Genomic DNA, 19691 nt, shown 5'->3' with positions numbered 1-19691 from the left:
ATTAAACCAAATGAATGAGATGACCAGGATGAATGAGGAATTACTCTTAGACGACCCCAGGACATTGCCGGCATACACGCTCGATGGATCGCAGGCGGCCGTGCGCAACGATCACGATACAAGCCCCAAGATGCTGGCCCGCAAAGCCATGCTGCACGGACCGATTCTCTCCACGATCCTCAAGCTGGCCTGGCCAACCATCGTTGTCCTGCTCGTCCAGACATTAGTGGGAGTTGCGGAGGTCTACTATGTCGGGCGTCTCGGAATGCTTGCCCTTGCCGGTACGGCGCTGGTCTTTCCCTTCTGGTCGCTGATGACCATGGTTTCGAACGGGGGCATGGGCAGCGGAGTATCTTCCGCCGTCGCCCGCGCCATCGGTGCCGATCGTCATGACGACGCAGACGCGCTGGTCTTCCATGGACTGGTCCTCGCGATGGTCTCCGGGGTGATCTTTTCGCTCGGCGCGTGGCTGCTGGGGCCAACTATCTTCTCTTTACTCGGCGGACGAGGCGAGGCCCTCAGCGTTGCTCTTCACTACTCAAATTACATCTTTGCCGGCGCCATCCCCATCTGGATTGTTAGCCAGCTTACGTCTGCTCTTCGTGGCGCAGGCAATATGCGCGTGCCCGCGATAGTTACCCTTGCCGGAGCGCTGGTTCTGATTCCTGCCTCGCCCGCGCTCATTTTCGGCTTTGGCCCCATCCCCAGATTTGGCGTTGCCGGCGCAGGGATAGCCGTGGGAGCTTACTACTCGATCGCGTGTCTGCTGCTGCTCCGGTACATGGCATCGGGCCGTTCCGGTCTGAAGCTTGCCTGGGTGCCGCTGCAGTGGCGTCACTTTGCCGACATCCTGCGTGTGGGGCTGTTGAGCACCATCGCCATCGTCCAGACCAACCTCACCGTCATCGCCGTCACCGGAGCCTTCGGCGTCTTCGGCATCCACGCTCTTGCCGCTTACGGCATCGCATCGCGCCTCGATTATTTTCTAATTCCGGTTTTGTTCGGATTAGGCACCGCCCTGCTGACCATGGTCGGCGTGAATATCGGAGCCGGCCATGTGCAACGCGCAAAACGCATCGCCTGGATAGGCGGCGGACTCGGTGCGCTACTCATAGGACCCGTCGGTCTCATCACCGCTCTCTACCCAAACCTCTGGCTGCACCTCTTTAGCCACGATGCCGCAGTCGTCGCACCGGCTGCGATCTATCTCCGCCGCGTCGCGCTCGTCTATGGATTACTCGCCTTTGGCTTCTCGCTGGGCTTCGCCTCTCAAGGCAGCGGACGCATGTTCTGGCCCTTCGCTGCTGGAACCAGCCGGCTGCTCATCGCTGCAGGTCTGGGATGGCTGGCCGTCGCACACTTCGGCGCAGGCATCGCAACCCTCTCACTCATCGGAGCTGCAGCGATTGTCGTCGACGCCTTCGTCTGCTCGATTCCTATGTTCAACGGAAGCTTCGGCAGCACACCCGGAAAATAGATCTAAAAACTACTGCGGCCTAGGCAGCATGTTGTCTTAAGAGACAGCTTGGCTCTGTTGATATCCTTCGGCGCCCTCTCGGAATTGTCATCCGGAGCGAGTCGAAGGACCTGCAGCCTGCTCGCACCGCCGCCAACTTCAGGCGTTCGCAATTGCCGCGCTCACGCAGAGAATTTCAACGATGATTGCTCAGCAAACGCCGCTGAGATTCTTCGCGTCGCTCAGAATGGCGAGCCGCGCCTAGTATCCCCAATACTTCACGCTGCATCCATAAGGACGCGTGTAAGCGGTCGCTACCGCCTGCCCTGCCATCGCCTCCGCCAAAGCCGCCGAGACATAATTCTTCGAAGCAGGAATATCGGCGGTATCCGTTGTCGGATGGTCGTCGATCGCACCGTCGTAGATCAGCTTGCCGGAAGGATCGATCACGAACATGTGCGGCGTGGTCTTGGCGGCATACAGATGTCCGATATCACCGTTCGGATCGAGCAGCGCTGCCGTGGGATCGGCGTGCACCTTGGCGATGTACGCGTTCTCCTGCGTCGCCGTCATGTATCCCTGCCCACCCTGCGCGGAAGAAAGAATGGTCAGCCAGACAACGCCCTTCGCCGTCCACTGCTTCTGCAGGGATTGCATGTTGCCGCTGCTGTAATGCTTGATGGTGTAAGGACAGCCGTTGTTAGTCCATTCCAGGACCACATATTTGCCCTTATACTCCGACAGCTTATGCGTCTGTCCATGGGAATCAGTGCCGGTAAAATCCGGAGCGGCATCGCCGACCCGGATCGCCTGGAGAGAAAGAGTAGTGAGGAGGGCAAACGCCACGACGAGAATGCGACGGTAGCTTTTCATAGAGCTGCGATCTCCTTTGCACATTAGACGCAGGCTCAGGCGAGCCGGCCTTCCCCGAATGCGAGGAACGGTCGCGATTAACGGCCGGGAGAAGCAGGCTCCGAGACCTGTGCTCTGAGCCCTGAGCTCTGACCGCTGTTTTTCACCGCGTCCAACGCATTGAAAACGATCCCCGGAGTCAGAACCTCCGGCAACAATTGCGGCTGTTTGTTGGTATCCGCAGGATAGAACGCATAGGTCGGCACACCGCTCCGTCCCAGTCCCGCCAATGTCTGCGCGATGACCTCATCATGCCGCGTCCAATCGGCGCGGATCAACGCCACGCCGCTCGAAGCCAGCCGCTGCTGCACCTCGGGCCGGTCCAGAACCACACGCTCGTTCACCTGGCAGCTCAGGCACCAGCTCGCCGTGAAATCGACAAAGACCGGCTTGCCTTCCGCGCGATACTTCGCGACCAGCTCCGGCGTGAAGGGCTCCCACTGCGTCCCAGCGGCGCCTGCCTTAGTCGTAGCCGTAGCAACCTCAGGCGTACCCAGCTTCTCGACGGCCAACACCGGCACCGCAATCGCCAGCAGCAGAACGATCGCCGCCGCAAACGTAGCTGGAGCCTTCGCAGGCCACCGTCCCAGGATCCATCCGGCAATCGCCAGCAGCAGGAACGCGGAGAGCAGTCCAACCAGCGCGCTCGGCCCAGCGGTCTGATTGAAGACCCACACCAGCCAGATCACCGTCCCGAAGATTGGAATCGAAACCGCCTGCTTCAACACTTCCATCCACGCACCCGGCCGCGGAAGCACCCGTGACCATGCCGGGTTGAAGGCCAGCAGCAGGTAAGGCGCAGCCAGTCCCAGAGCAAGCGAGGTGAAGACCGCAAAAGTGATGACAGCGGAGTTGGCCAGCGCATACCCGATGGCTGCGCCCATGAAAGGAGCCGTGCACGGAGTGGCCACGATCACCGCCAGCACTCCGGTAAAGAAGCTGCCCGCATAACCGCTCTTCTGCGCCAGGCCCGAGCCCGCGCTGGTAAGCGTGAGGCCAATCTCGAACTGACCCGCCAGCGACAGGCCAAGAAAGAACAACAACAGCGCCATCAATGCCAAAAATGCTGGCGATTGAAACTGGAATCCCCATCCCAGCTGGTGACCCGCACCGCGCAGAATCAGCAGCGCGGCAACGACCGCCCAGAACGAAGCCAGAATGCCAAGCGTGTACACCAGGCCATGCCGGCGCATCTTCCCTCGCTCCTCGCTCGACGACTGCACCAGCGCCAGACCCTTGATGAAGAGGACAGGGAAGACGCAAGGCATCAAATTGAGGATTGCGCCGCCGACGAACGCAAAGAGAATAATCCCCAGCAGCCCCTGCGAGCCTGCAGTTGAAGTTGATGCGATCGTTCCCGGAGTGGCGTGAAATTCGTACGCCCGCCCATCGCCCAGCACCAGCAGGCCATGCAGCTCCTTCGGCGCAGTGGTAAGGTTATCGTCCTTCACCAGGCTGATCTGGACACCGTTCTTCAGCGGCGTCAGTGTCTGAGGGGCGGCATTCGCGAGGATGTTCTGATCGAAGGGAAAGAACTGCGCCGAAGTCTCCTTACTGCCCGTAATGACAGCCAGCGTGAGACCCTTCGCGGTGCTCTCGAACTTGGCCTGACCGCTCGATGGGAGTGGCTTGGGCAGCGTGCTTTGGAAGTGCTGGATCAGCTGCGCGTCGGCATCGACATTGGCTGGGGTTGCCGGAGGCGTGGCTGCGCCTGTTCGCGTGACCGCCAGATCCGCATGGCCAGGGATGCAGACTTCGCGGCAGACCAGCCAAGTGACCTTCCCGCCCAGCGTGGCGTTCTGTCCTGTTGGTTTAAAACTGGAGGCGACCTGCACCGGAATTGGAAAGAGAACCTCGCCCTCGTAACCGAAATCCACCAGCGGGCCCAGCGGCAGCCGCTTGGGAACGGGGAATTGCATCGCCCCGGCCGTCACATCCGCAGGCAGATTCCACTTGATGGAAGGCGCCTCACCAGAGTCGCCGGCGTTGGTCCAATAAACGTGCCAGCCCGGATCGAGCTTGAAATACAGTCCCGCGGTGAAGCTCTGCCCAGGATAGATCTGCGCAGGAGGCACAACCAGCTGCACGGTCAGGTGCGTGGCCGTGACAGAAGGGGCGGCAATCCCTGCAGCTGGCGCAGCAGGTGCGGCCCATGCCGCAGAACCAAGCAGAAGCGAGAGGACGGAGGTAAGAAAGCGGGCAGCCATAGCAGTCACATTCATTGTAGAACCCCAATTTACACGGAGTTGTCAACCTCTCGTCACCGCCTCGAAAAATAAGGATTTTCAGAGCAAAAGCGCTCAAACCTGACGATCATCCCAGGCACGCCAACAAAACCGGGTGCCCCCAGGTCTCGCTTGTGAGACCTGGGCGTCAGAGAGTCAGCGGAATTCAATCGATCCAGGCTAAATTGGCAGGTACAGGGGGTATAGGCGGCGAAGGCGCTATTGTCCGGAGGGGAATCTTCCCGCCGCAGGCGGAGTCGCCTGGACGGCCAGTCCCCAGCCGGCGGCCATGCGGTCTTTGAGAATGCAGCGGTCCATCACGACCTTGATCCCCGCCGCCTCAGCTCGCGCCGCAGCCTCGTCGTGCACGATTCCTTCTTGAATCCAGAGGTAGGGAATATTCCGCCGGATCGTGTCCTCGACAACCGCCGGAATGTATTGCGGCAGGCGAAAGACATTCACCAGATCGATGGTCACACCCGCCCCGGCAACCGCCTCGTCCAGCGTGGGATAAGCCCTCTCGCCCAGCGCGCTCTCGATCAGAGGATTCACCGGAATGATCCGATACCCGCGCGACTGCATGAAGCGTGAAACGCCCAGCGACGCCCGGCCTTCCTTATTAGTCAGGCCGACAACCGCGATGGTCTTCACATGATCAAGGATCTCGCGGATGACAGCCGGCTCATTCATCGCCTACTCCAGATCGTCCTTATCATCCACACCGGCTGGAACCCCGCCATTCCGCCGCATCAGCAGATAGCCGCGAATAAACGGCTCCAGGTATCCATCCAGCACCTTGTCCACATCGCCCACTTCGACTTTCGTGCGATGATCCTTGGCGATGCGATAAGGCTGCAGCACATACGACCGGATCTGCGAGCCGAAGTTGATATCCAGCTTCGAATCTTCCAGCTTCTTCGAGATTTGGCGCTTCTTCTCGAGCTCGTATTCGTAGAGCCTCGAGCGCAGCATCTTCATCGCCTTCTCTTTGTTCTTATGCTGCGAGCGCTCGTTCTGGCACTGCACCACGATATTCGTCGGGATATGCGTAATCCGCACCGCCGAGTCGGTGGTGTTCACATGCTGCCCGCCCTTGCCGCCTGAGCGATACGTGTCGATGCGGATGTCGTCCGGCTTGATGTCGATCTCAATCGAATCGTCGATCTCTGGCGAGACGAACACCGACGCGAACGAGGTATGCCGCCGCTTGGCCTGGTCGAAAGGCGAGATGCGCACGAGTCGATGCACACCCGTCTCACCCGACAACTGGCCGAAGGCGTATTCACCGGTGATGGTGAAGGTCGCGGACTTGATGCCCGCCTCTTCGCCATCCTGATAATCGTTCATCTCCGTCTTGAAGCCCTGTTGCTCGGCCCAGCGCAGGTACATGCGCATCAGCATCTCGGCCCAGTCCTGGCTCTCCGTGCCGCCTGCGCCCGGATGCACAGTAACGATCGCGTTCAAGCCATCGGTCTCGCTCGAAAGCAGGGTGCGGGCTTCCATGGCCTCGGCAAACTCGTTCAGCGACTTGATCTCGCGCTCGATCTCCGGCTCAACGGCCTCACCCTCGCGGGCCAGGTCGAAATAGGCCTCAACGTCGTCGGTGCGGCGCGCCAGCTCGGCGTCATCGGATAGCAGCGCTTCGATGCGCTTGCGGTCGCGCATCAGCGGCTGCGAAAGCTGCGGGTTCGACCACAGACTCGGGTCGGAAAGCTTCTGCTCGATTGCGGCTAGTTCTGTCTTGAGGCGGGATGGGTCAAAGATACTCCCGCAGGTCGCGGACTTTGTCGCGCACGGGAGTGTAGGCGAATTCGAGATCGTTCAACACTGGATGGGACCTGTCTATGGCTGGAGTCGGCGGCGCGTGTTCGCTAGAAACAAGATCGCGCCTAAGGTGATTATCCCACACGCATAGGCGAAGACATCGCCGTAGCGCGTGTAGAAGGTCACGTCGTCGCGAAAGCCATACGTGACAGCCAGAGACGTGAACACCCCCCGCGGCGCGCTCCGCAGCACGCGACCGAAAGGATCGATCGCCGTAGTGACTCCGTTGTTGGTGTCGCGCACCAGCCAGCGCCTATTTTCAATCGCCCGCATGCGCGCCATGTTGAGGTGCTGCCAGGGTGCGCTGGTGTCGCCATACCAGCCGTCGTCTGAAATATTGAGGAAGACCTCGGCGCCATTTTTCGCGAACTGCCGGATCTCATCGCCAAAGATCGATTCGTAGCAGATGAAGGTGCCGTAGCGATGCCCATTCAGCGTGAAGACCTTGCGTTCCGTGCCCCGCGAAAAATTTCCCGCCTGCCGCGTGAGCTTATGCGCGAAGAAAAACATCTCGCTGTAAGGGATGTACTCGCCGAAGGGAACTAGATGAATCTTGTCGTAGCGGCCAATGCGCTCGCCTTCCGGCGAAAACACCGAAGCGGAGTTGTATTGCTTGATGACCTGCTTGCCTTCGGCATCGATGGCCCACTCCGCTGCAGGATTGCCCGCAACGAAGGCCGCATGGGTCGCGCCGGTCAACTGGCGCACCACCGCCAGGAAGCGCGGATCGCCTTCGTAAAACGGCGAAGGCGCCTCCGGCCAGGCGATCAATGAGATTGCCGCGGGCGCAATCGCTCCTGGCGTCGAAATTCCGAGTGGCGATGCGACTTCGGTGTGCAGCGTCTTATGCGGATCGGGCATGCCCGTGTACCAAGGGCCGTCCAGGCTCTCGCTCCGCTGAAGAAACGGGACGATATTCTTGTCCCACAGCGGTCCCGGCCAATCGTTCTCTTCATCGACGCTGAAGTTCGGTTGCAGCAGAACCGCTGTCGCCTGCGTCGGCGCAGCCTCAGGTGGAAGCCACGAGCCTATCTGTAACAGTGACGCCAGCAATATCCCGCTCACACCGAGGCGCACGCGCAGAGAGACGGAGAGCGAAAGCAGCGCCCCAACCAGAAGCGCATTGACCACCACCAGCACAAAAGAGATTCCATAAACGCCGGTGAACGGCGCCAGCCGCGTGAGCAGAAAGTTGTCCACCTGCGAATACCCGAACTGGTCCCAGGGAACACTCGTGATCCGCGAGGCCGCCAGCTCGACTCCCACCCACGCAAACGGTGCGAGGATCAACGGCGCCCAAACGCCGCCGGACACGCGCCGCACAAAAGCAAGGATCCCGCCGAACAGCCCGAAGTAAAGCCCCAATATCAGGCTGTAGAGAACCAGAATCCCCGCCGAACCCAGCGCCGGAACATGGCCGTAGAGATTCATCGTCCGGTCGATCCAATAGCAGTTGAGGATGTACCAGAAGATTCCGCAGAGATAGGAAATCAACGCGCTACGGCGAATATATTTCGGGTCTGCGATATCGCTGCTCGACAGCAGCGCATACAGCAGCGGAACCAGCGCCACCCACCCGAAGGCGGCACGCCATGGCGGCAGCGGTCCGGCGATGGGGAAGGGAAGATCGAGGAGAATCGCCGACAGCAAGCTGAGCGCGATTCGAGGAAAAATCCGCGCATCCGTCGAAGGCAAGACCGTGCCCGGCTTTCGATTCTCTGTCACCACGGCCATTCAGCCCGAGTCTAACATCGCAGGGGAATCGGTTCCCGCTCTCGTAGCGAAGGTTTACAATAACTGTGTGATTGAATTCGCCAAGCTCGGCATGCATGTCCTCACCTTTTTATTTTTCGTGGGGCTGGCGGGGTCATCCGTCGTCGTTGTTATCAGCTTCGTTGAGGACCTGGCGGAACTCCTTGGAGATTAATCGTTAGTGCCGACGCGATTGACGTGCTCGCATTCGGGACATACACTCAGCGAGAGCGTCACGACGAAAGATAGGCTGCATCCCACGCGCAACACAGTGGCGTCAGCCGTCCGATCCTGACCCAAACCGCCCACATTTCATGTCATCAGGACAAACCCTTCACGCCCCGCAATCGAACCGAGTCAGGCTGGTCGTCGCCTCCTCGGTCATGCTTACATTCATCTCCTTTTGGCGAGCCGCAGCCGTCGTCCTCAACGATCTTGGCTCCTCGGCGTTCTATGCCGGTGGCATTGCCGAAGAGGCGGTAGGCAAGGCTGCTCCCTGGTTCATCCTCGGCGTGATGTTGTTCTCCTTCGCCGTGCGCGCGGTCTACGTCGAAAGCTGTTCGATGTTCACCCGCGGCGGCGTTTACCGCGTTGTAAAAGAAGCGCTCGGCGGAACCTTCGCCAAGCTCAGCGTCTCGGCGCTGATGTTCGACTACATCCTCACCGGCCCTATCTCCGGCGTCTCGGCCGGTCAGTACATCACCGGCCTGCTCAATGAGCTGATGACCGTCGGCGCGACCCACGGATGGCTCCCCGTAGCGCTGGTCAGCGGCAACCACATCGCCCGCCAGTTGCCGGTCAACGAGACCTCTGCGATCTTCTGCATCATCGTGACCATCTATTACTGGTGGCAGAACATCAAGGGCATCGAGGAGTCCAGCGACAAAGCTCTTGAGGTCATGAAGATCACCACCATCATGGTGGTTCTTCTGCTCGGCTGGGGCATCTGGTCCGCTTTCCACCTCGGCGCCAAGCTGCCGCCGCTGCCTGTTCCGTCCAACCTGCATTTCTCTCAGGACGCTCTGGGCTTCCTTGGTGGAACCAAGCTGGCCTCTATGCTGGGCCTCTTCGGCATCATCATGGCCTTCGGCCACTCCATCCTCGCCATGAGCGGCGAGGAGACTCTGGCCCAGGTCAATCGTGAAATCGAACACCCCAAGCTGAAGAACCTGAAGCGCGCGGCGATCGTCATCGCCATCTACAGCTTCGTCTTCACCGGCATCGTCTCGCTGCTGGCGGTCATGCTCATTCCTGACTCGGTGCGTATCCCGGTCTATCGCGATAACCTCATCGCCGGACTTGCCATGAACATGGTCGGTCCGCTGACGCTGCGCATCGTCTTCCGCGTCTTCGTTGTGATCGTCGGATTCCTGATTCTTTCCGGCGCCATCAACACCTCGATTATCGGCTCGACCGGCGTCCTGATGCGCGTCGCCGAAGACGGCGTACTGACCGACTGGTTCCGCAAGCCGCAGCGCAAGTATGGAACCAGCTATCGCATCGTCAATCTGGTTACCGCGCTGCAGCTCTTCACCATCATCGTCAGCCGCGGCAACGTCATCACGCTGGGCGAAGCCTATGCCTTCGGCGTCATCTGGAGCTTCACCTTCAACAGCCTTGCCATGCTGGTTCTGCGCTGGAAGTACAAAGGCGAGCGCGGATGGAAGGTTCCGATCAATATCAGGATCGGCAAGATTGAGTTCCCGGTAGGACTCTTCTCCGTCTTTTTGGTTCTGTTGTCGACGGCCATTGTGAATCTCTTCACCAAGAGCGTCGCCACGGAAAGCGGAATAGCCTTCGCCGCGACCTTTTTTGTCATCTTCAGCATCTCCGAACGCAAGAATCTGAAGAAGCAACTCGCCACCGTCGCGCAGATGAAGGAGCATTTCCAGCTTGAGCACCCCGAGAACATCGACCGGGCAGCATTGGAGATCAATCCCGGCGCGGTGCTGGTCACAATGCGCGATTCGGCGAATCCTTTCGCGCTCAAGTGGGCTCTGTCTCGAACCAACACCGACGAGCAGGATGTGGTCGTACTCACCGCGCGTGTGATGGGCGCCGGCGGCCCCGAATACCTCGACGAGCAGCCCTTCAGCGAACACGAGCAGATGCTGTTTACCAAGGCCGTCTCTGTCGCGGAAAGCTTCGGCAAGCACATTTCGTTGCTGGTCGTCCCCGCCGGCGACATCTTTGCAGCACTGGTGCAGACGGCGAACAAACTCGAAGTAGCCGCCGTGGTCTCCGGGCTTTCGACCAAGATGTCGGCGCAGGAGCAGGCCTACCACATCGGTCAGGCATGGGAATCTCTGTCCGAGCCCAAGAGGCAATTCACTTTCTACGTGGTCATGTCCGATGGCGAGGCGCAGGCCTTCCACATCGGCCCCCACGCCCCGACTCTGCAGGCCGAAGACGTCCAGCTCGTGCACCGTCTGTGGCTGAATTTCCGGCGCGATCCGGAAATGCAAGGATTGCATCACAGCGACATCGTTACTTACGCCCTGACCCGCCTCGCCACCGAATATGCCCGCGACAAAGTCGAGACCGTGAAGGAGCTGCGGCGCTACACCCAGGACGGTCCCCGCACAACTACGGCCTTGGGCGTTAGCGATCGCGGCTCCTATCGCAGCGGACTCGATTACTCGATCGCCGCGCCCCGCTCGTCGCCAGAGTCTTCCAGCTCCGGCCAGGAAGAATAAGCTGGAAGCCTTCTCACAAGTGGTGGCTATCAGAAATCATTCTTGCCGGGATAGCGTTTTGTACCCGGAGGGAGGGCCTGGCTTCAGCCATGCCATGAAATATCCATTTTTCGAGGGCTTCAGCCCCGGAACAGGATCGGCGTTGACAGCCAGAATCAGTTAGGGTTTCAACTCTGAACCGAGTGAAGTTCACACCAGCAAACGCGGCCGAAGGAACACAGGTTTGCTTGGATAGCCGGCTTTGGTAACCTCCGCCCGCTCCCACGAAGACGACGCAAAACGATCCCAACGCATTCAAACAAAACACGCCACTTAGACAATTATTTCTAAATTTGGACACCTTTTTAAGGTGTTCAAATTGGTGTCTCCTTACGTCTCATTAGAGTTTGTCAATTTCTTGCATCCCGAGTTAGGCTGTAACTGTAACTATCCCCTACTCGAAAGGCGCTTAGTTCGGCTTAACTCGAAAGATAAAGCCGACGAGGCGACGGGAAGAAAACGTGCAGGTTAGTCAGATACTGGCAGAGATCGACAATGAGATCGCAAGGTTGCAACAGGCGCGCAGGCTCTTGGCAGGCGAAGGCGATCTTCATCTGGCACGCAACGGGACCACAGGTTTTATCCCGTCCGCGAAGAAAAAGCGTACGCTGAGCGCAGACTCTAAAAAGAGAATTGCCGAAGCTATGAAGCGTCGTTGGACAGAGCGCCGCAAGCTGGCAGCAAAGGCCGCGAAGGTTGAGAAAGCCGCGAAATAAAAGAAGTTAGAGGAATATGGCCGCCTTTTAAGGCGGCCCTATCGGCCAAGTTACTTCGCTGTCGCACCCGGAGTCAGCGTCAGCGTCTCCACCCCTTGCTTTTCGAGATGAGTCTGAAGTTCCTCTGGAGTTCCGGTGAGTTGAGGAAATGTCCCGTAGTGAATGGGGATAACCGTCTTCACTCCGAGATAGCCGGCCGCTAACGCTGCCGCCTTCGGACCCATGGTGTAATGATCGCCAATGGGCAAAAGGCCGATCTCCGGCGAATAAAGATCCTTGATGATCTGCATATCGGAGAACAGCGATGTGTCTCCCGCGTGATAGATCACGGGTCCGTCGTCGATGGCGAGCACTAATCCCGCGGCCACACCCGCATAGAGAGTTTCCTCTCCATCCTGGATGCTTGAGCTATGCTTCGCCTCCACCAGGCTTACAGCAACGTCCTTGAAGCGATACGTGCCGCCGAGATTCATTCCTACGGCGTCTTCCACGCCCTTGCTCTGCAGCCACGCAATCAACTCGAAGATGCCGACGGCCTGGGCTTTGTGCTTCTTCGCCACCGATACCGCATCTGCGATGTGATCGCCATGCCCATGCGAGAGGAGCAGGAGATCGATCTTTTCAGGAAGCTTGTAGTCCTTCGGATATTTAGGGTTCTGCTCCAAGAACGGATCGATGAGAATCTGCGTGCCCTTCGCCGTGGTGATGAGAACCACCGAATGCCCGAGCCATGTAATCTGTGCGCCTTTTAAGTTCGCCATACGATAGAACTCCGATACATCCCTGAGATGATGAGTCTTCCAATTTCTAAGCTACTGAAGCACGGTGAATAGACGGTTTCATGTGAGAGCACCATTTCTCTGGCCACACTGGTTAGACTTACGCAGCCAGCTCAAGGATGCCGCGGCCAGCGGAGTTCGTGGTGAAGGAAAATCCATAAAATTTTGACAGGCATTCTCCCGTTGACACGCTCGCCGGGCGGGAGTAGCTTTCTCTCCATGGGCGAATATAAGGCGAAAACGGAAAGCCTCTTCCCAATTCTCACTGCTCCGCCTGAGACAAGTTGTCAGGGGGATTCCCCCGCGGATTCAAACCGGCTGCGGGGAATCGCCCGGCTCGCCGCGCAAGGCGATGCCGCCGGCGAAGGCCATTGCGTCGAGTTCCGCACCCTGCCCGTCCGCTCCATCCTGAACTCCTCCGTCTCCCGTCGCGGGCTTTGGTTCGCCAAGAGCATCAATCCCTACCGCGGCTGCGAGTTCGCCTGCCGCTACTGCTACGCGCGATACACTCACGAATTCATGGAGATGAAAGATCCCGCGGACTTCGAGCGAAAGATTTATATGAAGGAGAATGCGGCGTGGCTTCTTCAGCAGGAGATCCGTCACCTACGCGCGGGCGAGGAGGTGGCGCTCGGTACCGCGACCGATCCCTACCAGCCCGTCGAACGGAAAGCCAAAATCACCCGGTCTCTGCTCGAGGTCTTCGCCACGCAGAGTGGGCTGCGCTTCGGCATCGTGACGAAGTCGACGCTCATCGAGCGGGATATCGACCTGCTGCGGCGCATCGCGGACAAAAATGATCTGGTCATCCACATCACCATCACCACGCCCGACGCGAAGCTGGCGCGCATCCTCGAGCCGCGCGCTCCGCGCCCCGATCTGCGTTTCCAGACAGTGCAGCGGCTGCGTCAGGCCGGACTGCGCACCGGCATCCTCTGTTCGCCGCTCCTGCCCGGCATCACGGATAACGCGCGAGCTCTGGACAGCATGGCGCGCAGGGCAAAGGCCGTCGACGCCAGCTTCTTTGCTGCCTCGCCGCTCTTTCTCAAACCGTGCTCCAAGGGAACATTCTTGACCTTCATCCACGAACACTTCCCGCAGCTCGACTCCAGCTACGCGCAGCGCTATGCCGATGCCGCCTTCGTCTCCAAGGCTTACCAGAAGCGAATCACCGATCTGGTGCTTGCCATTACGAAGAAGCACGGACTGAATCGCCGCTTCACTGATGCGTTGCTGACCCGCGACGCGGGATCGGAGACCGGCTCCTCAAGCGAAGACCAGCGCCTGCCCGTGCAGGCGGAACTTTGGCCATCGATAAATAATGAAAAGAGAGCACTTGAGAAACGAGGCCCGTCATCGGTCGCCGCTGAGAAGGTGGCTCAGCGGGTGATGATGACCTCGTAAAGATTGTCTTTGGCCAGGAAGAAGCGATAGCCGCCGTAGTGCGAAAACAGCTTCTCGATATTGCGATTGGTATAAACACGCAGAACCGGATGCGGCTCCGATTCCTGCAGTTCGATCGAGTCGCTGTCGGTGAGGTGGTAGCGGCAGAAAGCCGTCTCCGGTCCGGCAGCCTTGGTGTGGAAGATAGCCAGAATCTTGCCGCCCCGCTTCACCGCGGTGTGCAGGTGTTTGATCAAGGGATCGATCAGGCCCTGCGGAATATAGTCCAGCGTCGTCCAGAGCAAGACCACGTCGAATTCCCGGCCGCCGAAGTTCAGGTTTTGCTCGAAGAAACTCGCCACGTCGAAGCCCGGCTCGCCACCCTCTTCGGTAGCAGCGGTAATCCACGATCCACCCGCAGGCCCGGCAAGCGCCTCATGAACCACGTCGGACATATAAACGCTGTGCCCGAGCCCGGTGAGAAAGTTGATGTTCTGCGGAGAAGTAGGCCCGATGTCCAGCACGCGCAGGCTCTCTTCCTCTTTGAGGTGTTTGAGCATGGCCGACCAGCCGCTCGAGTGGCGAGGGATGCGGGGGCCGGAAAGCAGAGTACGGCTGGTGCGCTGCGGCTCGGATTCACGCTTGAAAAGGCTTCGAATCACGCTTGCTCAGTGACCTCATTCGCCGAGCATCCGGCGTACCCCTGCCGTTCGAAAGCGGAAGAGCACACCGGACGCCGTTGGCTGAACCTGGTTAGAACCTGGCTATTTCGACGCCCCGAAGAGAGCGCCGGGCTGCGTGGACGTAGGAGGAGCCGATGGTGCGGAACCTCGGTCGCTGATGGAGGCCGCAGTTCCCTGGATCAGGTCAACCTTTCCCGAGAAGGCGGCGTTTTCTTCGATAGAAAGCCGCGCCGCTTTAATGTCTCCAACGATGTTCGCACCGGCACGAAGCTCAACCCGGCCGGTGGCGACAACGTCACCGTTGAGGGCGCCGAGAATCACCACGTCGCGGGCCGACACATTGGCCTGAACCTGGGCATTGGGCCCGATGGTGAGACGGCTCTCGGTGAGGGTAATCGTGCCCTCCACCAATCCGTCTACCAGGAGATCTTCGCTGCCTTTCACTTCTCCACGAATCTGCACGGATTTGCCGATGGAGGCGGCGCCGGCTGCATCTAACGGTGGCATCTGAAAACTCCTGTTGAAATTACTGGGTGGTCTTGGTCGAACTATACGCAAGGAGTGTGCGGGGCCGCAACTTTTCCCTGCGACAGGTAGCTCCGTCGATACCATGTTGCGAATTTGTAACAATAGGTACACCTGAATCTGTCGCCAGACTTGAACCTCGATTCTGAACCCCGGCGCTTCGTCCCGCATCCATAGCTCCATGGAATACAGACAGCTTGGTCATTCGGGTCTGAAGGTCTCTACGCTCAGCTTTGGCGCGGGCACCTTCGGCGGTGGAAACGAGTTCTTTCGTGCGTGGGGAAACACCGGTGCGGATGAGGGCGCGCGGCTGATCGATCAGTGTCTCGATGCCGGAGTCAACCTCTTCGATGTCGCGGATGTCTACTCTGACGGTCTCGCCGAAGAGGTGCTGGGCAAGGCCATTGCGGGAAAGCGCAACCGCCTTCTCGTTTCAACTAAGTGCACCTTCCGCCTGGGCAAAGGCCCGAACGACGTCGGCTCTTCGCGTCACCACATCATCGAGTCGGTGCATGGCAGCCTAAAGCGTCTGGGCATCGATCACATCGACATCTACCATATGCACGGCTTCGACGCGACCACGCCCATCGATGAAACGCTGGAGACGCTGGACACGCTGGTGAAGGCCGGCAAGATCCGCTACATCGCCTGCTCCAATTTCTCAGGCTGGCACCTGATGAAGTCGCTCGCCATCTCCGAGCGCTATGGCTGGGCGCGGTACGTTGCGCAGCAGTCCTACTATTCGCTGGTCGGACGTGAGTTCGAGTGGGAGCTGATGCCTCTCGGCCTCGATCAGAAGGTCGGAACGCTGGTGTGGAGTCCTCTCGGCTGGGGAAGGCTCACCGGCAAGATCCGCCGCGGCCATCCGCTGCCCGAGCAGAGCCGTCTCCACGTCACCGCCGACAACGGGCCACAGATAGCTGACGAGTATCTATATAAGGTCGTCGACGCCATCGATGTGATTGCTGCGCAGACCGGCCGGAGTGTGCCGCAGATCGCCATCAACTGGTTGCTGCAGCGCCCGACCGTCTCCAGCGTGATCCTCGGCGCGCGCAATGAAGAGCAGCTCAAGCAGAATCTCGCCGCAGCCGATTGGAGCCTGACGACGGAGCAGGTTGCCGCACTCGACGCCGCCAGCGACGTCATGCCGGTCTATCCCTACTGGCACCAGCGCCAGTTCATGGAACGGAATCCGCTGCCGGTTTAAAGCGAAGCCCGATCCATAGCGGAACATTACCATCCGCTATTTTGCCGGCCAATATCGCTCAAGCTCACAACGCATGATCGATATTGGCCGGCACGACGATCGGCCTGCTGATGCAGGCCTCACACCCCCTTTGCCTCTATCTCGCGCGATGTTTCATCCCCTAGACCGTCGTTTTTCTGATCCGCGCATCCTACCGTGGGCGCTTCTGCCCAGGCCACTGCCAATTGTTTTTATTTACCTCTGCCGAGGCATTGCGGAATGCAATCCCCTTATGGAACCACGTTGAATACACCTGTTCCTTCGAAGACCTCGGATCGCAGAGAAGTATCTGGTCTTTTGCTAGAATCCTCCCTCATGCATCGCTGCCGAATTGCCGCCCTCTACGCCTTAGTCTCTTGGTTTGCGTGCGCGGCTGCCACTGCGCAATCCTCCGCACATCTCTTTTTCCGCGTGACGCTGGGTCAGCAGGCACCGGCCGCTGCCTCCGGCCGGATACTGATCTTCCTTACCGAGGGCTCGGGAGCGACGGCGGTCGACGACGATCCTTTCTCGCCTAAACCGGTCTATGCTGCAGCCAAAGAGGTGACCCAGCTCAAGCCAGGCGGATCGGTCGAGGTCGATACCGACGATCTCGTTTATCCGCACGGCTTTTCGACGCTGAAGCCCGGCAACTACCAGGTGCAGGCCGTGCTCGACACGCGGCATACCTATGACTATTCGGGACGCGGCGAAGGCGACCTGATCAGCAAGGTCGTCGCGCTAACCGACTGGACACCGGGCAAGGGAAGCGAGCCGTCCCTTACGTTGACCGAGGCCGTGGCGGAACGAGCGCCGCGCACCCCGCTCACTGCAGAGCAGGAGCATGCCGCGCATCTCGAAGATTTCGTCAGCCCGGTGCTGAGCCGCTTCTTCGGCACGCCCGTCCACATGCGAGCCTGGGTGATTTTGCCGCCGGGATATCAAGCCAATCAGAAAGAGCGCTATCTCAGCGTCTATTGGACGCACGGCTTTACTGCCACTCTCGCCTCCTGCAAACAGTCCGGCGCGGCGATCTACAAACGCATGGCGGAAGGCAAGATGCCGCCCATGATCTGGGTGATGCTGGATGAGTCGTGGGCGACCGGGACGCACGAGTTCACAAATTCAGCGAACAACGGGCCATGGGGCTCGGCGCTGACCGCCGAGTTCATGCCTTATCTGGAAGCGAAGTACCGGATGGATTCGACCGTACACGGCCGCTTTCTGCAAGGACACTCTTCGGGCGGCTGGGCCACGCTGCAGCTGCAGGTGAACTATCCGGGCATCTTCGGCGGAACGTGGTCGACCTCGCCGGACCCCAGCGACTTCCATGACTTCACCGGCGTCGACCTCTACGCACCCCATGCCAACATGTATCACCGGCCCGACGGCACGCCCTATCCTCTGGTGCGCGATCACGACAAGGTGCTGGGAACGGCCGAGGGTTTTGCCAAGATGGAGCGGGTTTTGGGCGAGTACGGAGGGCAATTCGGCTCCTTCGATTGGGTCTTTTCACCGCGCGGAGCCGATGGCCGTCCGCTGCCCATGTTCAACCGCGATACCGGCGACGTCGATCCCCAAGTCGTCGCCTACTGGCGCGACCACTACGATCTCGCGCATAAAGTCACCACCGAGTGGTCGGTCCGCGGTCCGGCACTGCGCGGCAAGATCCACGTCTTTGTCGGCACGGCCGACACCTTCTATCTCGATGGCGCAGCGCACAAGTTCGACGCCGTCCTCCGCAGCTTGAATGCCGATGCGCACTTCACCTTCATCGAGAATCGCACCCACTTCGACCTGTACAAGGTAGGCGACGACCGGGCCGGCCTCCTCGACCGGATCGGAGCCGAGATGTGGGCCGCCGGACACAACGGCCAGCAGTGGAAGGGAAAATAGCCACGCGCAGCAGACGGGTAGGCGCGGCAAAAGGGTAGGTGCACAGCGGACTGGTAGGTGCGAGCTTCAGCTCGCACATTAACAATGCACGATAGAAGCGGCTTCAGCCGCTGAGGCGAGCTTAACGCCGACCAATCCCCGATCATGCTAGCTTCACCTTGTGATGGTTTTTCTTCCTTCCCGCGTCGCATTTGTGTGGCCCCGCTTGCTGCTGGCGGTCTGGCTCTGCGGCATGTCCTGTCTCGCGCAAAGCCAATCGCCTGCGAACGATGTAACGCGCGACATCGATCCCCAAATCGCCGCGGTCATCGCCTCCATCAAGGCCATCGATAACCACGCGCACCCGGTACTGCCGCCTCCGAACGACGGCACGGATCGCAACTTTGACGCCCTGCCCGTGGACAACATGGAGCCGGAGACCGATCCCGTGGCATGGCGTCCGGACAATCCGCAGCTGCCGCTGGCCTGGAAGGCGCTGTGGGGTTTCGATGCGACAGCTCCGCTCGATGCCGATGGGCTCAAGCAGCTCAACGCAGCCCGCGCCCGGATCAAAACCCGGGAGGGCGAGCATTATGCCGCCTGGGTGCTGGATCAGACGGACATCGCGACCATGCTTGGCAATCGCGTCGCGATGGGGACGGGATTGGCCGCGCCACGCTTTCGCTGGGTACCCTACATCGACGCGCTGTTGTTTCCGCTGGACAACGGCAGCCTCACAGCGGCAACGCCGGACCGGGCGCAGTTCTTCCCGCTCGAAGAGCGGCTGCGCAAACAATATCTGCAGGCGGCTGGACTGCAGGCAGCTCCGGCAACTCTCGCGGAGTATCTGACTCGCGTGGTCACTCCGACCCTGGAACGGCAAAAGGCAGGAGGAGCGGTAGCTGAGAAGTTCGAGGTCGCCTATCTGCGAGGATTCGACTTTGCCGACGTGCCGCGGGAGACCGCGGAGCGTATCTATGCAAAGTGGGCCGCAGGCGGCCGTCCCGATCCGATCGAATACAAGGCCCTGCAGGATTTTCTCTTCCGCTCCATCGCCGCGGAGTGCGGCCGGCTCGGCTTGCCGGTCCATCTTCACACCATGTCCGGCGGCGGAGGGTATTTCGATGTCGCCAAGGGGAATCCCATGCTGCTGGAGAATATCTTCAACGATCCCCGGCTTCGCAAAACCCATTTCGTGATGCTTCATGGCGGCTGGCCCTTCGTGCGCGAAGCTGGAGCGCTGCTTCAGAAGCCGAATGTCTATCTCGATCTCTCGCAGCAGTCGCTCACCTTTCCTCCGCGAACCATGGCCAATTGGCTCCGTGAATGGCTGGAAACCTTCCCGGATAAGGTGATGTTCGGGACCGATGGCTACCCGTTCTCCGAATCGATGGGATGGGAAGAAGCAGCATGGATTGCCAACCGCAACGCCCGCCAGGCCCTGGGATTGGCGCTGACCGGAATGCTGCGCGATGGAGAGATCGGCAGGGAACGTGCCGCCTCCATTGCCCAGATGGTGCTGCGCGGAACAGCCGCTCAACTCTACGGTTTCCAGTAAGAGAAGTGTGGATTTTCTCCGCTGGATTCAAATTTCCGCCGCT

The 19691-nt window shown here is 59.7% G+C and carries 16 protein-coding genes; 8 read left to right on the top strand and 8 right to left on the bottom strand.

Annotated elements, in window-relative coordinates; translation table 11 throughout:
- The first annotated feature begins 28 nt into the window (after positions 1-28).
- Positions 29-1477 (top strand): MATE family efflux transporter, encoded by a 1449-nt coding sequence (locus XX99_RS22430; protein WP_082125851.1) that lies wholly within the window; start codon positions 29-31, stop codon positions 1475-1477.
- Between the two features lie 240 nt (positions 1478-1717).
- Here XX99_RS22430 and XX99_RS22425 read toward each other — a convergent pair whose 3' ends face one another.
- From XX99_RS22425 to lnt, 5 genes are all read right to left on the bottom strand, one after another.
- Positions 1718-2329 (bottom strand): thioredoxin family protein, encoded by a 612-nt coding sequence (locus tag XX99_RS22425; RefSeq protein WP_050061644.1) that lies wholly within the window; start codon positions 2327-2329, stop codon positions 1718-1720.
- 77 nt (positions 2330-2406) lie between these two features.
- On the bottom strand, positions 2407-4575 hold the full coding sequence (locus XX99_RS22420) for a protein-disulfide reductase DsbD family protein (protein ID WP_050061793.1): 2169 nt from the start codon (positions 4573-4575) through the stop codon (positions 2407-2409).
- Between the two features lie 237 nt (positions 4576-4812).
- The gene (locus XX99_RS22415) at positions 4813-5283 is read right to left on the bottom strand and encodes a CoA-binding protein (RefSeq protein ID WP_050061643.1); all 471 of its coding nucleotides are present in this window, start codon (positions 5281-5283) and stop codon (positions 4813-4815) included.
- A 3-nt stretch (positions 5284-5286) separates the two neighbouring features.
- Positions 5287-6421, bottom strand: a protein-coding gene (gene prfB / locus XX99_RS22410; protein ID WP_184084970.1) for a peptide chain release factor 2 whose coding sequence is annotated in 2 segments (ribosomal slippage) — positions 5287-6351 and positions 6353-6421 — 1134 coding nt in all. Because the reading frame shifts where the segments join, the coding sequence is not laid out codon by codon here.
- Positions 6422-6435: 14 nt separating this feature from the next.
- A complete protein-coding gene (gene lnt / locus XX99_RS22405; protein ID WP_184084973.1) occupies positions 6436-8142 on the bottom strand; it encodes an apolipoprotein N-acyltransferase in 1707 nt (568 codons plus the stop codon).
- On the opposite strand from lnt, the gene XX99_RS27850 reads away from it, so the two are divergent.
- From XX99_RS27850 to XX99_RS22390, 3 genes are all read left to right on the top strand, one after another.
- The gene (locus XX99_RS27850) at positions 8117-8344 is read left to right on the top strand and encodes a hypothetical protein (protein ID WP_050061640.1); all 228 of its coding nucleotides are present in this window, start codon (positions 8117-8119) and stop codon (positions 8342-8344) included. The two genes, lnt and XX99_RS27850, sit on opposite strands and share 26 nt — an antisense overlap.
- A 139-nt stretch (positions 8345-8483) precedes the next feature.
- Positions 8484-10865: an APC family permease gene (locus XX99_RS22395; protein WP_050061639.1), complete on the top strand. Its 2382-nt coding sequence runs from the start codon at positions 8484-8486 to the stop codon at positions 10863-10865.
- A gap of 500 nt (positions 10866-11365) precedes the next feature.
- Positions 11366-11620, top strand: coding sequence for a hypothetical protein (locus XX99_RS22390; protein ID WP_050061638.1), 255 nt, complete (start codon positions 11366-11368; stop codon positions 11618-11620).
- A gap of 50 nt (positions 11621-11670) precedes the next feature.
- On the opposite strand, the gene XX99_RS22385 is transcribed toward XX99_RS22390, so the two are convergent.
- Positions 11671-12381 (bottom strand): metal-dependent hydrolase, encoded by a 711-nt coding sequence (locus tag XX99_RS22385; protein WP_050061637.1) that lies wholly within the window; start codon positions 12379-12381, stop codon positions 11671-11673.
- A 183-nt stretch (positions 12382-12564) separates the two neighbouring features.
- On the opposite strand from XX99_RS22385, the gene XX99_RS22380 reads away from it, so the two are divergent.
- Positions 12565-13803, top strand: a complete 1239-nt coding sequence (locus XX99_RS22380) for an SPL family radical SAM protein (RefSeq protein WP_231581564.1) — start codon at positions 12565-12567, stop codon at positions 13801-13803.
- Here the strand turns inward: XX99_RS22380 and XX99_RS22375 are convergent.
- Positions 13779-14444: a class I SAM-dependent methyltransferase gene (locus tag XX99_RS22375; protein ID WP_050061636.1), complete on the bottom strand. Its 666-nt coding sequence runs from the start codon at positions 14442-14444 to the stop codon at positions 13779-13781. The genes XX99_RS22380 and XX99_RS22375 overlap by 25 nt on opposite strands.
- Positions 14445-14546: 102 nt before the next feature.
- Positions 14547-14972 carry a bactofilin family protein gene (locus tag XX99_RS22370; RefSeq protein ID WP_050061635.1) on the bottom strand — a complete coding sequence of 142 codons (426 nt, stop codon included), beginning with the start codon at positions 14970-14972 and terminating at the stop codon, positions 14547-14549.
- 199 nt (positions 14973-15171) lie between these two features.
- Here XX99_RS22370 and XX99_RS22365 point away from each other — a divergent pair, with 199 nt between their 5' ends.
- The 3 genes from XX99_RS22365 (at position 15172) to XX99_RS22355 (ending at position 19648) form a co-directional block, all read left to right on the top strand.
- A complete protein-coding gene (locus XX99_RS22365) occupies positions 15172-16197 on the top strand; it encodes an aldo/keto reductase (protein WP_050061634.1) in 1026 nt (341 codons plus the stop codon).
- A 354-nt stretch (positions 16198-16551) separates the two neighbouring features.
- Positions 16552-18111, top strand: a complete 1560-nt coding sequence (locus XX99_RS22360; protein ID WP_050061633.1) for an alpha/beta hydrolase-fold protein — start codon at positions 16552-16554, stop codon at positions 18109-18111.
- Positions 18112-18304: 193 nt separating this feature from the next.
- Complete coding sequence (locus XX99_RS22355; protein WP_231581563.1) at positions 18305-19648, top strand: amidohydrolase family protein; 1344 nt, start codon at positions 18305-18307, stop codon at positions 19646-19648.
- Positions 19649-19691: the final 43 nt, after the last annotated feature.

The organism is Silvibacterium bohemicum, assembly GCF_001006305.1.
Classification (GTDB): Bacteria; Acidobacteriota; Terriglobia; order Terriglobales; family Acidobacteriaceae; genus Silvibacterium; species Silvibacterium bohemicum.
The sequence above is the reverse complement of the archived record's forward strand: the minus strand, read 5'-3'. Positions and strand labels throughout refer to the sequence as shown.